Consider the following 14,434-nt stretch of genomic DNA (forward strand, 5'->3'; position numbering starts at 1 on the left):
AACGGGCCATTGCTGCGATGGCGTCGAGAGGCGGGGAGGGTTAATGTGCGACGGCGGCTGCCCACCCCAGGTGGGCAGCCGCCGTCGGGCTGCATTGCCTTCCAGCCTTCGCCTGCTGCTGGTGGACTGCCTTACTCGGCCGGATCGGCCGCCTTGTGGTTGGTGCCGGCGGAAAGGGACTCGGCAACTGCTTCCGTGACGGAACCGCCGGCCTTGCCGCCCACCATGCCCTGAAGCAGGCTGATGATGTCCAGCCCGGTGGTGTCCTTGATCAGCTGCGTTGTTTCCTGCACGCCGCTGGAGACGTTCTTGCTCAGGTGGCTGGCGCCGTCGTTGGAAATGACGGTCATGTCCTTGATGGCTGACATGGGTGCGGCAACCTCGCGGGCCATGGCCGGCAGGACCTCCAGTACCTTGCTGAGGATGGCGGCCTCGTTGAACTTCTCGTAGGCCTCCGCCTGGGCGGCAATGCCTGCTGCCTCTGCGACGCCCTTGGCCTCGGTGGACTCGGCCTCGGCCTGGCCCCTCGACTTGATGACGGCGGCATCGGCGCGGCCGCGGGCCTCGATGACGGCGGCTTCTGCGTTGCCGCGGGCCGTGTTGGCGGCGGCGTCTGCCTCGGCGGCAACCCTGTCGCCCTCTGCCGTGAGCTTGCGCTTGGCGAGTTCAACGGTGGCCTCGATTTCAGCGGCAGCCGACGCCCGGCGTCGTTCCTCCAGCTTGGCATCAGCCTGCTGGATGAGGCGGTACTTGTCTGCGTCGGCCGGCTTGCGGACCTCGGTGTCGAGCTCCTTTTCACGCAGCTCGGCACGGCGCAGGGCCACCTGCTGGTCGCGGATGATGACCTGTTCCTGCTGTTCGGCGGCGGCAAGCGGGCCCGCTGCGTCGGCACGGGCCTGGCGGGCGTCGGCCTCTTCCTTGAGCTCTGCGCGCTTGATGGTCAGCTGCTGCTGGGCCAGGGCCACCTGCTCGTCGGCAAGCGCCTTGGCCTGCTCGGATTCCTGCAGGGCCAGGGCTTCTGCGATCTTGGCGTTCTTCTCCACCAGGGCTGCCTCGGGTCGGCCAAGGTTGGCCAGGTAGCCGGAGTCGTCGTCGACCGACTGGATCTGGAAGGTGTCGATGACCAGGCCCTGGTTGTGCATGGAGTGCTCGGCCTCCTCCTTCACGCTCTTGGCGAAGGTGGCGCGGTCCTTGATGATGGATTCCACGCTCAGCGTGCCCACGATGGAACGCAGCGAACCGGCGAGGGTTTCCTGCGTGTAGTGGTCGATGGCCTCCTGCTGGTTGAGGAAGCGCTGGGCCGCCTTGCGCACGGAATCCGCGTCGCCGCCAACCTTGACCTGTGCCACGCCGGTCAGGTGCAGCTTGATGCCGTTCTGCGAAATGCCCTCAATTTTCAGCGAAACCTGCCGCGAGGCAAGCGAGAGCGGGTAGGCGCGCTGGGTGAACGGGTTGATGAAGATGCGCCCGAACACGACGCGCTGGCTGTTGGGGTCCGGCTGGGACTTGTTGTCCTTGGAGGAGATGACCAGCGCCTGGTCCGGGCTGGCGATGTGCAGGGCCATGCGGGAGATGATGAGGCCAATGACGACCACAAAAACGACCACGCCCAGGCCGATGAGCAGCGGGATGAGAAGCAAAAAGTTCAAAATGAGACCTTCCAGAGCTTGCGGCGGCTGGGTGGAGACCTGCGAACCGCCTGAGTCTTCCCATCCTACGGACGGCCGGCCTTTTCTCCACATGAAGGAGAAAAGGTTACGGCGCCCGCCTGCCGGATTCCGGCTTAGGGTTCCATTCCCGCATGGACCGGAACGTGGTCGACGGCGTTGCGCCGGTGGATGTTCTTGGCGTTGCGGTCAAAACCCTTGGCGTCCAGGTTGTTGCCCAACCGGAACGCCGCGAGGGCTTCGTCGTAGATGCCGTTCATGCGCTGGCCCGAGTACTCAGCGCTGGTGCCGTCGTTGAAGGTGATGGACACGGTGGTTTTGGCCGGGAAGTGCCGGCTCATGCGGACGTATCCGTCGTTGTCCTGCGTCAGGTGGATCATGGGGTTCCGTGTTCTGCTTGAGGTGCCGGCCCGGGCTGGTGCGCGGCGGTGGGTTCAACGCTAGTGCAGGTTCAGGCGTTCGGGGCAACGGCGGTGCCGGCACCGCGCCGGCGGATGGCCGGGAGGGCGCCCAAGGTGGCGGGCGCGCCCGGGGAGGCGGCGCCGTCGTGCAGGGAAGTGCGGGCAGGCGAAGGCGGCAGGCTGCTGGAAGCCTCAGGGCTGGGGTTTTGGCCCAGGACGGTGAATCCGGAATCGGCGATCATGTCAAGGTCGGCCTGCCCTGGCTGCCCCTCGCTGGTCAGGTAGTCGCCGAGAAACAGCGAGTTGGCGATGTGCAGGGCGAGCGGTTGAAGGGTGCGCAGGTGCATCTCACGGCCGCCGGCCATGCGCAGTTCCGTGGACGGGCAGGCGAAGCGGACTAGGGCGAGGATGCGGATGCAGTGGGCAGGGGTGAGCAGCCAGGTGCCCTCCAGGGGTGTGCCGTCGAAGGGCATGAGGAAGTTGACGGGGATGGAGTCGCTGTCCAGGTCGCGGAGGGCGAAGACGGCGTCGACGAGGTCGCCGTTGCCCTCCCCCATGCCGACGATCAGGCCCGAACACGGCGAGAGGCCGGCGGACTTGGCATGCTCCACGGTGCGGATGCGGTCGGCGAAGTCGTGGGTGGTGCAGATGTCCTTGTACATGGCCTCGCTGGTGTTGAGGTTGTGGTTGTACGCGTCCGCGCCGCAGGCCTTGAGCTTTTCGGCCTGGCCTTCCTTGAGGATGCCCAGGCACGCGCAGACCTCCACGCCGGGATGATCTTCCTTCAGGCCCTCCACCATGGCGGCGACGCGGTCCACGTCGCGGTCGGTGGGACCCTTGCCGCTGGCGACGAGGCAGACGCGGGAGGCCCCGGCCGCGATGCCGCTGCCTGCCTGGGCCAGGGCTTCCTCCGGCTTCAGCCACGTGTACTTCAGGATTTGCGCTGCGGAGCCCAGCCTCTGGGAGCAGTAGGTGCAGTCTTCCGGGCACAAACCGGATTTGAGGTTGACCAGGTAGTTTACCTTCACCGCATTGCCGAAGTGCGCGCGGCGGAGGCGGGCGGCTGCGGCCACGAGGTCCATGAGCTGGTCGTCGCTGGATTCGAGGATGGCGAAGGCGTCGTCGCGGGACAGCACGGCACCTTCGAGTTGGCGGTCGGCGAGGGCATTGAATGAATTGAACACTGTTCAAGTGTGCAGGCCGGACCGTTCCGGGTCAAACGGTTACGCCGTGTTGTGCGGCGCCCTGCCGCCAGCCGGGCGGCCAATGCATGCGGGGTGGGCCGCCGGTATGTGCCCGTGCACGCCCGCTCCCCCGGCATGGGGCAAAATGGAGGGGCCGCCTACCCGAAGGGACCACACATCCATGGCATTGACCCGCGAGCAGCTCGTCGACACGGCGTTTGGCATTCTGCGCGACTACGGCCTGGCCGACCTTTCCATGCGGCGGCTGGCAAGGGACCTCGGCGTGCAGGTCGGGGCGCTCTATTGGCATGTGAAGAACAAGCAGGAATTGCTGGGCGTGCTCTCGGTCATGATTCTGGCCCGGGTGGAAGGCGGCGCCGGCCAGGATGCCGCACACGGCGCCGTCCCCCAGGCCCGGCCTGCGTTGGCCGCCGACGAAGCGGCTGCCGCAATCCGGCGTCGTGCCCGGGACATCAGGAACGCGCTGCTGGGCGTGCGCGACGGGGCGGAGGTCGTGGCCTTGACGCATGCCCTGGACCCGGATGCACTGCCCGCCCTGAAGGACCTTGAGCCTCTGTTTGCCGCGGCCGGGATGACCCTGGAACAGGCAAACTGGGCGGGGAACGCGGTGGTCAACTACATCCTGGGGGCCGTCAGCCAGGAGCAGACCCGGAACGGCTTGATTGCTGCGGGCCTGCTGCCCGGTGAGGCCGATCCCGGCGGCGACGCTGCGGCGTTCAACTTCGGGTTGGACATGTTGCTGGCAGGGACCCGCTAATCTCTTGGCCGCCGGTTCGAGTCAGGCCCGGGGCACAATGTGGCGCTAACCTGCGGTTATGTACTGCAAGCCAGGGCCGTTTGGGACCAACTCGCCTTTGACCCCCATTAGTCAAAAAATTCCGGCGGTGCCGCTCCCCTTTTCAGCAGGGCGAGCTCCCCCTTTTTGGTGCCACAGCGACCACTTTTGCGTAGTCCGAAATGCTTTCCAGGCCGCTCAAGCGGTCAAAGCAGGTAAGCGGGCCGGCTCCTTAATTGCTGGCCATCGAACTTCGGCGGGACCCAATTACGAACGATATCTTGTGCCGCTGCAGGCAAGGTGTTTATGGCCAAGTTCCAGAGTGTGTCGTATCCCGCGTTATCTCATTCAACAGGATCCTGAGAACGTCCATTGCCGGGTTCCGGCAGCGTGAATTCACTTCCGGAGGTGCGGGGCCACACGAAGCGGTCGAACTACGCTGCCGCGTCGAAACAAGTGGCTAGCCGATTCCCGCCAATCGGATGCCAATAACCAACTTTGGATCATCACGCCCCTTAAACATTGCAATATTGGGCCGGCCGGTCACCGCTTTGCAGATGTTCGCTCGAACCAATTGACCACCTGCATGGAGGCATGGAGGCATGGAGGCATGGAGTCTTCGGTGACATACGCTCGACCGTGGGACGATTTCTTCCACCCTTGAGAAACTACACAGAAATCTGTATAGTTTCCGTATGACCACCATGACCATCACAGAAGCATCCCGTGCCGGCGTCTCATCTCTTGTTGCCTCGGCTGAAGCGGGAAACGATGTTCCCCTGTCCCGCCATGGCAGAGTCGTTGCCGAGGTTGTTTCCGCTGATGAGATCGCCGGCCTGAGGCGTGATCGTGACACTCTTCGCGATGCGGCGCTCGTCATGGCCCGATTCGCAACCGACACCGGGGTCCGCACCGACCTGGACCAGGCCATGGAATTCTTCGGCTTCACCCGCGCTGAACTGGAAGCCGAGATTGCCGCTGACATCGCAGCCGGGCGAGCGTGACAACACGCCCCCAGCGAGTCTGCGTAGTTCGACTCACAGAGGATGCCGTAGCCGACCTTCATCGACTCAGTAAGAAAGACCCCCAGATCGTCCGCACCGTATTCAAGAAGATGCTGCTGCTGGAGCGGTCAACCAACGCCGGCGAGCCCTTACTTGGGGCTTTGATTGGATTCCGCAAACTCGTTGTAGGTGACCGGGATTGGCGCATTGTCTGGCGCGTAACAGCGGACACCGATGGCACGCCGATCCTTGATATCTCCGAAGTATGGGCCGTAGGCGTCCGATCCGACAGCGAGGTCTACGAGGAACTCAAGGCACGCGTTGCACGGATAGGCGACGACCCCAAGCTCCAACCACTAAAAGACGTCATTACCCAAATGGGTCGTCTCTATGAATCCGTTGCAGCCGCCGCGGAACCTAATCGGGAGTCGTCCCTGCCTGGCTGGCTTCAGGCCGCCCTCCGCGAACAACTCAACCTTGACCAGGAAGAGATCTCGAAAATATCGGAGCGGGAGGGACAGGAGCTGCTGATGGAATTCTGGTCCGGCCGCCAGAAACCCTAGAGCACAAGGCGAAAGTCGAAGATGCGGGCCCGGCGACTGCCAACTGTTCCCGGCCGAAAGCTAACCGCCAATCTGAACCAAACAAATGTCACACGGTCGCCCGCAAACAGCCCCGACGAGCGTTTCGAATTCTCGAAGAACGCGCATTCCCTCGACCCTCGGCTGCGGCGTAAAATGATAAGAACTGTCGGCACCCTGCACTGTTTCGTGGCAAATCGCTGACAAGCCCGTTTCCACGGAATGAGACGCCCAAGCAAAAAATATATCGGGAGCGAACAGCAGCCGCTCCCCTTTTACTCCCCCTTTTCAACCAATAACCATGGCAATGCGCGACATGTCACGGCATTCGAAAACAGTGAAACTCGCCGAAAACACGGGAAATATGGCAAGTACCCCCACCCAACAGAATCCAGGTAGTGAGATTCTCTTGGCCGCCGGTTCGAGTCCGGCCCAGGGTACAAAGGCCCTCTGACCCGCGGTTTCATTCTGCGGGTCAGAGACGTTTATGAGCAAGAACGGCCAACTCCCCCTTTTCTCCCCAAATTCAGCAAATTTGGGCTCTTGTGACTCTTCCGTGGGTGTTTTTCGCGCGCCTTAACGTCCACACGCCGCTTCCTGCCTAGGTTTTTGACTGTCGAAAGAACGATCACCATGGCGGGGAAACGGCGTGCAGAAAACAATCACAAGGTCTGCCGTGCTCGGAGCCGAAATATGCTTGGAGTTCACTCGGCCTCCCACTCCAATAGGGGGCGCTGATTCTAGTCACGTATATTTCAACGATGAAACTCCCCAACATACTTGTCGGCTCCGTCCACTCAAATTCACTGTCGCCTGATTCTGGTGGCTGATTTGTCAACTGAAAAGTGAAACTGCCCACTCACTGATAAGTGTGTCGCCCAGCCAATTTTTTGCTAGTCGTTTGCGGGCAGAAGTGCCGCGTAGCTGGGCGTCTGGGCCAACGAATCAGGAGGACTTGTGACGTCGTATTGCGTCAGCACGACCGGTGGGATTGACCCCTCAGGCGTCCACACCGAGCAGGTGCCCCCTCAGTGTGCGGGTTGTGTACCGGTTCCGGAACAGCCCGCGACGCTGCAGCAGCGGGACCACGCGGTCCACAAATTCTTCCAGGGACCCGGGAAGGACGGGCGGCATCAGGTTGAAGCCGTCCGCGCCCCCATTCTCAAACCAGTGCTGGATCCCGTCTGCAACCTGTTCGGGGGTGCCGGCCATGGTGCAGTGGCCGCCTCCGGCCGCCAGCCGATCCAACAGCTGGCGCACCGTGGGTCGTTCCGTCTCAACCAGCCGCAGGATGGTGGCATACCTGCCCGCCGGACCGGAAAATTCCGACGCCGGTGCCAGCCGCGGGACGGGGGCGTCCAGCTCCCAGCTGATGCAGTCCTGCTGGATGAACTTACCCAGCTGGGCCAGCGACTGGGCCACCGGCACCAGCCCGTCCAATTCCGCCCGTGCAGCAGCGGCCTCCTTGGCTGTGCTGCCGATGTAGCTGACTAGACCCGGCATCACCACCACTTGGCCCGGATCTCGGCCCGCACGGGCGGCGCGGGCCTTGACGTCCCGGTAGTACTGCTGTGCGCTCGACAGGTCCGCTGCAACGGAATACACACCTTCGGCATGGCGTGCCGCCAGATTGCGACCGTCCTCGGAAGCGCCTGCCTGGAACAGGACGGGGCGGCCCTGCGGGGAACGAGGCACGTTGAGCGGCCCGGCCATCCGGAAGTGCCGGCCCTCGTGGTGCACGGGCCGAATTTTGGACATGTCGGCGTAGGCTCCCGCGGGATCTGCACGGATGGCGTCGGCGTCCCAGGAGTCCCACAGGGCCAGGGCGGCCTGGACGAACTCGGCCGCCCGCCCGTACCGTTCGGCATGCACGGGCAGTGTGTCCATGCCATAATTCTGTGCTTCCGCGTCGAACATGGAGGTCACCACATTCCAGCCCGCCCGTCCGCCGCTGATGTGGTCAAGCGAGGCCAACATCCGGGCCGCGGGAAACGGCTCGTAGAACGACGCCGGGATGGTGCACACCAGGCCGATCCGCTCCGTGCCGGCCGCCATGGCCGACAACAGGGTCAGGGGTTCGAGGTTCCACAGCGGGCCGTGGGTGATGTCGCCCTGGGACTGGCCGTCCGCCAGGAACACGGCGTCGAAGCATCCGCGTTCCGCCGTCTGTGCAAGGCTGGTCCAATAAGCGTGGTCCACCAGATCCGCGGGCCTTGCCCTTGGGCTGCGCCACGCGGCATTGTGGTGCCCGCAGCCGTGGACAAAGGCGTTCAGGTGGAGCTGTCTGGCGGGTGCCCCGGGCATCAGTTCATCACCAGGCCGCCGTCGACCACCAGATTCTGGCCGGTGACACAGCGCCCCCAGGGCGAGGCAAAGAAGAGCGCGGCATCGGCCATTTCGGCGGGCGTGGTGATGCGCCGCAACGGGGTGCTTGAAGCAATGAGGTCAAAAACCTCCTCCGGCGTGGCCGAGCTGGCATCGGTGGTGCGCAGCAGCCCGCCGGAAACCATGTTGACAGTGATGTTCTCCGGGCCGAGGTCCACCGCAAGCGTGCGGGTCAGCGACAGCAGGGCGGCTTTTGCCGCCGTGTAGTCGTGGTACGGCACCACGGGATTCTGGAACAAGTTGGTGCCAATGTTCACCACCCGGCCAAACCCTGCACGGCGCATGCCCGGCAGCGCCTGCTGGACCGTGTTGAGCGCGCCGCGGACCGTGCCGGAGAACTGGGCATGCAGTTCCTCCCATGACAGCTCCCCCGCCTTGCTGCGCGCGTCCCCGTTGAAGGAGAAACCCGCCAGTGCGTTGTTGACGACCGTGGTCACCGGGGCACCGAAGTGGTCCTGCGCCGTGGCAAGCATGGCGGCCACCTGGCCGGGATCGGTGACGTCGGCCTGCAGGGCCACGGCCCGGCCGGCCCCTGCCGTCGCAGCCAGGTCGTGCGCCGGTCCGGCGCTGTTGAGGTAATTCACCACCACCCGGGCACCGGAATCCAGGAATGCCCTGGCAATGGCTGCGCCGAGTCCGCGCGATGCGCCGGTGACGAGGACGATTTGTTCGGAAATGTGCATGGGTCTCCACCTTTGAAAGGCAAAGAGATGGGTTGCATGGCAGCGCAGGCGCGCAAAAGGCCAGCAGGACATCCCTTCGCTAGTGCTAACTAGATCAGGTTCAACGGGTGTTCTCTCAGCCCCGTTTCGGGGCACCCCGTGTCACTGCAAGCGAGTATAGCCACAATCCCTGCCGGCCCCGCAATCGGGCCTGCAAGCCGGTGCCGGTTGTTACGCCAGGCGCTTGCGGACCATGTCGGAAACGGCCTTGCCGTCAAAACGGCCGGCGATTTCGGCGGTGATCGGCTTCATGGCCAAGCCCATCTGCTTCATGGACAGTGCGCCCTGCTTCTCTTCCAGGCCGGTGATGATCCGGTCAACAATGGCGGCTGCCTCCTCGGCCGTGAGCGGCTTGGGCAGGTATGCCTCGATGACCTCTGCCTCGGCGACTTCTGCCGCCGCGCGGTCGGCCTCGCCGGCCTCCGTGTAGATCGCGGCCGTCTCGCGACGCTTGGCAGCCTCCTTCTGCAACAGCGCGGTGACCTGGGCGTCGTCGAACTCCACAGGCGTCTTGCCGCCCTTTTCCTTGGTCTCAATTTCACCGAGGACGTTGCGGACGGTGGTCAGGGCAACCTTGTCGCCGGCCTTCATGTGTGCAACGACGTCGGTCTTGAGTTTTTGCTTCAGCGTAGACATGTGTCCCCTAAGAGTCGGTGTATGCGTGCCTGACGGCAATCGAGAACAATTATCCACCGTCCACGGGGCCGAAACAGCATGGGAGGGCAGACTGCGGGCGCGGTTGCCGCCTATGGTTGGATAAATGACCAACAACGGGGGGCGTCATGGCAGCGGAAAAGTGTGAAGCGATCCGGCGGGCAGGCTGGGCCGTGGCGGCCGTGGTGGCTGCGGTCGGGATTTGGCCCGGTTGCCGGGGCCGCCGAGAGCTACCAGCAGCTGATCATGAGCAGGGAACCCACCAGCGAGCTGATTCAACACGCCTTCCCCGACGCCATGGATGAAACAACCGCCAGCGAGCCGCCGCAGCCCCGCGCCTGAGCCACACGGAGCGGGCACGGACCGCGTCAGGGGGAAGTACGGCCGGCGGTGACCAGCCCGTGTTCGTAGGCGGCGATGACCAAGCCGGCGCGGTCGCGGGCATGCAACTTTGCCAGCAGCTTTCCGATATGGGTCTTGACCGTCTTGATCGAGATGTACAGTTCCGCGGCGAGCTCGTCATTTGAGCGGCCCCGCGCCACCAGCGTGAGCACCTCGACTTCACGGGCCGTGAGCCGTCCCGGCCCTGTCGCGGGGGCGGCGGGCCTGCTCACGAAATTTTCCACGAGCCGCGTGAGAATGGCCGGGGCAAACAGGGACTCCCCCGCATGCGTGCGCCGGATCGCGTCGCGGAGCTGGTCCGGGTGGGCATCCTTGAGCAGGAAACCGCTGGCGCCGGCCCGCAGCGCACCGTAGACGTATTCATCCAGCTCAAACATGGACAGCACCAGCACCCGGCAGCCTGACAGTGCAGGGTCGGAGGTGATCTCCCGCGTGGCCTGGATGCCGTCGCCGCCGGGCATGCGGATGTCCATCACGACAACATCGGGGGCCAGCTGCCTTGCCACGCTGACAGCTTCCGTTCCGGAGGCGGCCTCCCCGACAACGGCGATACCCGGCGCCCCGCCGATCAGCAGCGCCAGGCTGTGCCTCAACAAAGGCTGGTCGTCGGCAATCACCACCCGGATGTCGGGTGCGGCAGGCCCGGCGGTCATGGGCGCCCCTGGTCGGGAATGCGGGCGGTCAGCGTAAATCCCTGCCCGGTGGAGGACGTGTGGAGCGTGCCGCCCAAGAGTGCGAGCCGTTCACGCAGGTTGTCGAGGCCGTGTCCGGCGCCGGGTTGCGGCTGCCAGCCATCCTGCGGGCCTCCATCCTGAACCACGACGACGACCATCCCACCTTCGCGCCGCAGCTCCACCTCCGCGCGGGCCGGGCCGGCATGCCGCAATGAGTTGTTGAGTGCCTCTCGCACCACGGCGCAAACGGTGAGCTGCACTCCCGGGGCCGTGTGGCCGAGGTCCCCGACGGCCAGGGTGGCCCTGAGCCCGCCGTCTTCCGCCGACCGGATGATCGAGGGCAGGTCTGCCAGTGATTCGGCCGGGCGCAGCGGTGCCGCGCCCGGTTCGCGGAGCAGCTGGAGCATGCGGCGCAGCTCGGTGGTCGTTTCACGCCCGGCCTCTTCGATGTCCGCCAGGGCTTGGCCCCGTTCCGTCTCGCCTGCGGGCCCCTGAACGCTGCGCGCGGCGGCGGCACGGACTGTGATCAGTCCCAGCCCGTGGGAGACAAGGTCGTGGAGCTCCGCCGCAATCCGCAGGCGCTCGGCCTGGGTTGCGCGCTCGCCCGCCCACGCGGCGACCGCATCCTCGTGCACCGTGCGTTCAGTTCGGATCCGCAGTTGGGTCCCAATGACGACGACAAGCGCGGCCGCTGCGGCGATGCCCAAGACCGCGGCCGCAGCGGCGGGGCTGTCAATGCCGACTGTCAGGATGAATATCGCCAGCGCCAGCAGGATTTCCGCTGCCACCAGCCCTGTGCGTGAACGCCACAGGGGCCGGTCATTTTCCATCCCACCATGCTAGCCGCCCGGCCTGCTCCCGGCTTCGGACCAGGGTCTGAGGGACCAGGGTCGCATGTCATCGCCTGAAGTGAGGTCCCTGGCCCGATGACTGGACACCCGGGCCAAGATTGGATTGAACCATGCTTCAATTCAACTCACTCAGCAAACGCCACGGCTCCCATGCCGCGCTCTCCGATGTCTCGTTCCAGGCCCTGCCCGGCCGGGTGACGGCCTTCCTTGGCCCCAACGGGGCCGGCAAGTCTTCAACCCTGCGGATCCTGCTTGGACTGGACCGTCCCACCACGGGAACGGCCCTCGTCAACGGGCAGGCGTACAGCAAGTTGCCAGATCCACTGCGCACGGTCGGTTCCATGCTGGACGGGTCGGGCGCCCACCGCTCCCGCACGGCCCGCAACCACCTGGCATGGGTGGCACGAGCCGGCGGCATCCCCCAGCGCCGTGTTGGCGAGGTGCTCGAACAAGTGGGCCTAGCTGATTCCGGCAGAACCCGTGTTGGCCAGTTCTCCCTGGGCATGGGCCAGCGGCTGGGCCTTGCCGCGGCACTGCTCGGCGAGCCGGAGGCGCTGGTGCTTGATGAGCCCGTCAACGGGCTCGATCCGGAGGGCATCCGCTGGATTCGCAGGCTACTGCGCGGCCACGCTGATGCCGGCGGCACAGTCCTTCTGTCCAGCCACCTCATGGGCGAGGTGGCTGAGATCGCCGACGACCTGGTGGTCATCACGGCCGGCCGCGTCGTCGCTGACGGGGGTGTCGCCCAGGTGACCGCAGGCTTCGCCTCGCTCGAAGACGCCTTTTTCGCCCTCACCGGCGGTGCGGAGGCCCGGCGATGAGAACCGGACGCTTCTTCCTGGCCGAACTCCGCAAGACGGCCACCCTTCCCGCGGCGTGGGCAGGGATCGCCGTGGCGCTGCTGGGTTCAGCGGCAATCACCGTGCTCAACGCGTTTACTGTACGCGGCGCCGTGGCAGCTGGCACGCCGGGGATGGTTGCGGATACGTCCGCCTTTGAGGCGGGATTCGCGGCCATGCCCATTGTCGGCGTCGTGGGTGCCGTGGTGGTCGGTGTGACGGCCATCGGCAGCGAGTACACGGCAGACCGGGCAGAATCCGGCGGAGCACGGCAAATCAGCACCACGCTGGCTGTTGCGCCGCAACGGCTGTCCCTGTTCACGGCGAAGGCCGCGGTGGTCCTCACCTTTGTCGCCTTGGCCGCCCTATTGACGATACCCGGCAACATCGCGCTTGCGCAGGCCATCATCGGGGACGCCGGAACCGAAACGGTCAGTGCAGCCGATGCCGTCAGCCGTTCGCTGGGCACCGCACTGTACTGGGCATTGATGGGGCTGCTCGCCTTCTCCATCACTGCGCTGGCACGCAGCGGCATCATTCCGCTGATCGTGCTCATTGCCAACGGTTCCGTTGTCTCCTTCTCGCTGCTGCTCTCGATGCTCACTCCCCTGGCGCACTGGCTTCCCGACCTGGCAGGGCGAAAGTTGTTCGGCTTCCCCGGTGAGTTTGTTCTCGAGGGCGGCCTGGACCCCGTCCCCGGCGCGATCGTAATGGCCGGCTGGACTGCCGTGATGCTTGTTGTCTCCGGTGTTGTGTTCAATCGGCGGGATGCCTGAGATGGCCGTGACAAAGGGTGGCCTGGTCCTGGCTGAGCTGTCAAAGCTGCGAACACTGCCGTTGGCGGTCCTTGCAGCGGCGGGCACCGTCGTGCTCGGCGCCGCAATCTCCGCTGCCATGGCTGCCACTGGACTGCGTGAATCCGCGGGGGTGGTCGATGCCGTGCTGGCATCCGTCCCTTTTGCCCAGCTGGGGATCATCCTGCTGGGTATCCTGCCCGCGGCGCATGAATACGCGGGCGCCCAGATCCGCACCTCCCTCACGGCGGTTCCGAACCGGATGGTGTTTCTTGCCGCGAAAAGCGTGGCAGCACTGATGGCGGTTTCCCTCACCGCCGTGGCCGCCTTGGGCGCGGGCTTGCTGGCTGCGGTTGTCACCCGTTCGGCGACGGGCTTCACCGGGGCCGGCGCTGATGCTGGACCGTGGGCACTCGCCGGTGCTGCACTCTATCTATTGCTGACAGGGCTGCTGGCGTATACCGCTGCCTTGCTCCTGAGGCACCTTATGCCTGCGCTGGTGGTGATGCTGGCGCTGGTCCTACTCGCCTCACCGCTGGTGGGAGCGGCCACCGAGCACGCACGGTGGCTGCCCGACCGCGCCGGCAGTCTCCTCTACCTGCCCGATACCGACCCGGTGCTTTCGGCGGGAACCGGTGCACTGGTGCTGCTGGGCTGGGCGCTTGTTGCGGGGATGGCAGCGGCGGTGAGGTTCACGAGCAGGGATCACTAGTCGCTTCGGCTGCTGCGCCAGGCGATTGGCAGGTGTTCCCGTTTTAGCCATGCCCAGGATGCCTGATATGGCTGTTCAATGGATGAGCGGCAACCGATCTTGCGCTCGATATCTCTCGGAACCTTCCATTCCATGGCGCAGCCACTGGAACAAACGCCCAAAACTCAAAGAACCGGATTACCGACCGGCGTCCCACCTCCAGAGCCCTGAACTCACAAACCATGCCCATTTCCGAAGTGACCGGACATCACTCATGCATTACGTCTTGAGAAGACGTTTCATTCACCGAAGGCCTCCCAACCTTCATGAGCCACCTGGCAAAATATAGTAAAGGTTCGAGAGCCATCATTGGAACCCACAATATTAATGCTAAAAATAGACTTTCAATTAGTTCTTTGTGGCCGGGTCTGTAAACCATTGAGAACTCTTTTTCCGGAGGATAGGCAACAACGGCGATGACCCATAGGGCTGCGATCAAAAAATGCAAGATATCAGGGCCAGCGTGAAGCTCAATAGCGGATACTTTTTGCTTCTAAACATGGATACGGCATGCCAAATCCAAAGCGTTAGAGGGAGAGCCAGCGACCAGTAATAATTTATGATCATGGATGCTGTGCCAAAGTGTTGTCATAACTCCCACCAGCCGTACCACGGCAGGTGCTCGGGAAAATATTTGAGCACACTAAAGTGACCATCATAATTGGCGCATGGGTTCTGGAGTGCCAAAATCCTCCACAATCCGCCAGAAATGCAGGATCCGAGTTTGGT

Annotated in this window: 15 protein-coding genes and 1 riboswitch; of the genes, 7 read left to right on the forward strand and 8 right to left on the reverse strand. The window is 64.3% G+C overall.

All coding sequences use genetic code 11. The annotated features are described in order from the left end of the window. Nucleotides 1–131 precede the first annotated feature (131 nt). From JOF48_RS17425 to bioB, 3 genes are all read right to left on the reverse strand, one after another. On the reverse strand, nt 132–1,649 hold the full coding sequence (locus JOF48_RS17425) for a flotillin family protein (protein WP_245346596.1): 1,518 nt from the start codon (nt 1,647–1,649) through the stop codon (nt 132–134). A gap of 134 nt (nt 1,650–1,783) precedes the next feature. Further along, complete coding sequence (locus JOF48_RS17430) at nt 1,784–2,047, reverse strand: hypothetical protein (RefSeq protein WP_209682887.1); 264 nt, start codon at nt 2,045–2,047, stop codon at nt 1,784–1,786. Nucleotides 2,048–2,118: 71 nt separating this feature from the next. Beyond that, a complete protein-coding gene (bioB, locus tag JOF48_RS17435; protein WP_209682890.1) occupies nt 2,119–3,252 on the reverse strand; it encodes a biotin synthase BioB in 1,134 nt (377 codons plus the stop codon). Between the two features lie 181 nt (nt 3,253–3,433). Here bioB and JOF48_RS17440 point away from each other — a divergent pair, with 181 nt between their 5' ends. From JOF48_RS17440 to JOF48_RS17450, 3 genes are all read left to right on the forward strand, one after another. After that, nucleotides 3,434–4,030 (forward strand): TetR/AcrR family transcriptional regulator C-terminal domain-containing protein, encoded by a 597-nt coding sequence (locus tag JOF48_RS17440; protein ID WP_209682892.1) that lies wholly within the window; start codon nt 3,434–3,436, stop codon nt 4,028–4,030. A 713-nt stretch (nt 4,031–4,743) separates the two neighbouring features. Further along, nucleotides 4,744–5,052, forward strand: a complete 309-nt coding sequence (locus tag JOF48_RS17445; RefSeq protein WP_209682894.1) for a type II toxin-antitoxin system Phd/YefM family antitoxin — start codon at nt 4,744–4,746, stop codon at nt 5,050–5,052. Continuing rightward, nucleotides 5,049–5,615, forward strand: coding sequence for a type II toxin-antitoxin system RelE family toxin (locus tag JOF48_RS17450; RefSeq protein WP_209682896.1), 567 nt, complete (start codon nt 5,049–5,051; stop codon nt 5,613–5,615). Before JOF48_RS17445 ends, JOF48_RS17450 begins: the two co-directional genes overlap by 4 nt. Before the next feature lie 1,017 nt (nt 5,616–6,632). Here JOF48_RS17450 and JOF48_RS17455 read toward each other — a convergent pair. The 3 genes from JOF48_RS17455 to JOF48_RS17465 form a co-directional block, all read right to left on the reverse strand. Further along, nucleotides 6,633–7,937, reverse strand: a complete 1,305-nt coding sequence (locus JOF48_RS17455) for an LLM class flavin-dependent oxidoreductase (protein WP_209682898.1) — start codon at nt 7,935–7,937, stop codon at nt 6,633–6,635. Next, complete coding sequence (locus JOF48_RS17460) at nt 7,937–8,701, reverse strand: 3-oxoacyl-ACP reductase (protein WP_209682900.1); 765 nt, start codon at nt 8,699–8,701, stop codon at nt 7,937–7,939. Before JOF48_RS17460 ends, JOF48_RS17455 begins: the two co-directional genes overlap by 1 nt. Before the next feature lie 54 nt (nt 8,702–8,755). Further along, a riboswitch (TPP riboswitch) is annotated at nt 8,756–8,850 on the reverse strand. Between the two features lie 61 nt (nt 8,851–8,911). Further along, the gene (locus JOF48_RS17465; RefSeq protein WP_209682902.1) at nt 8,912–9,376 is read right to left on the reverse strand and encodes a GatB/YqeY domain-containing protein; all 465 of its coding nucleotides are present in this window, start codon (nt 9,374–9,376) and stop codon (nt 8,912–8,914) included. Between the two features lie 162 nt (nt 9,377–9,538). On the opposite strand from JOF48_RS17465, the gene JOF48_RS17470 reads away from it, so the two are divergent. Further along, a complete protein-coding gene (locus JOF48_RS17470; RefSeq protein ID WP_209682904.1) occupies nt 9,539–9,736 on the forward strand; it encodes a hypothetical protein in 198 nt (65 codons plus the stop codon). Between the two features lie 26 nt (nt 9,737–9,762). Here the strand turns inward: JOF48_RS17470 and JOF48_RS17475 are convergent, their stop codons facing one another. Both JOF48_RS17475 and JOF48_RS17480 read right to left on the reverse strand, forming a co-directional pair. After that, nucleotides 9,763–10,449 (reverse strand): response regulator transcription factor, encoded by a 687-nt coding sequence (locus JOF48_RS17475; protein ID WP_209682907.1) that lies wholly within the window; start codon nt 10,447–10,449, stop codon nt 9,763–9,765. Beyond that, nucleotides 10,446–11,300, reverse strand: a complete 855-nt coding sequence (locus JOF48_RS17480; protein ID WP_209682910.1) for a sensor histidine kinase — start codon at nt 11,298–11,300, stop codon at nt 10,446–10,448. Before JOF48_RS17480 ends, JOF48_RS17475 begins: the two co-directional genes overlap by 4 nt. A 131-nt stretch (nt 11,301–11,431) precedes the next feature. On the opposite strand from JOF48_RS17480, the gene JOF48_RS17485 reads away from it, so the two are divergent. Genes JOF48_RS17485 through JOF48_RS17495 form a run of 3 tightly spaced genes read left to right on the forward strand, consistent with a single transcriptional unit; the run spans nt 11,432 to nt 13,666 of the window. After that, on the forward strand, nt 11,432–12,142 hold the full coding sequence (locus JOF48_RS17485) for an ABC transporter ATP-binding protein (RefSeq protein ID WP_209682913.1): 711 nt from the start codon (nt 11,432–11,434) through the stop codon (nt 12,140–12,142). After that, nucleotides 12,139–12,936 (forward strand): ABC transporter permease, encoded by a 798-nt coding sequence (locus tag JOF48_RS17490; RefSeq protein WP_209682916.1) that lies wholly within the window; start codon nt 12,139–12,141, stop codon nt 12,934–12,936. The genes JOF48_RS17485 and JOF48_RS17490 overlap by 4 nt, the downstream gene beginning before the upstream one ends. Next, nucleotides 12,929–13,666: a hypothetical protein gene (locus JOF48_RS17495; protein ID WP_209682919.1), complete on the forward strand. Its 738-nt coding sequence runs from the start codon at nt 12,929–12,931 to the stop codon at nt 13,664–13,666. The genes JOF48_RS17490 and JOF48_RS17495 overlap by 8 nt, the downstream gene beginning before the upstream one ends. Nucleotides 13,667–14,434: the final 768 nt, after the last annotated feature.

It is taken from the genome of Arthrobacter stackebrandtii (assembly GCF_017876675.1).
GTDB lineage: Bacteria > Actinomycetota > Actinomycetes > Actinomycetales > Micrococcaceae > Specibacter > Specibacter stackebrandtii.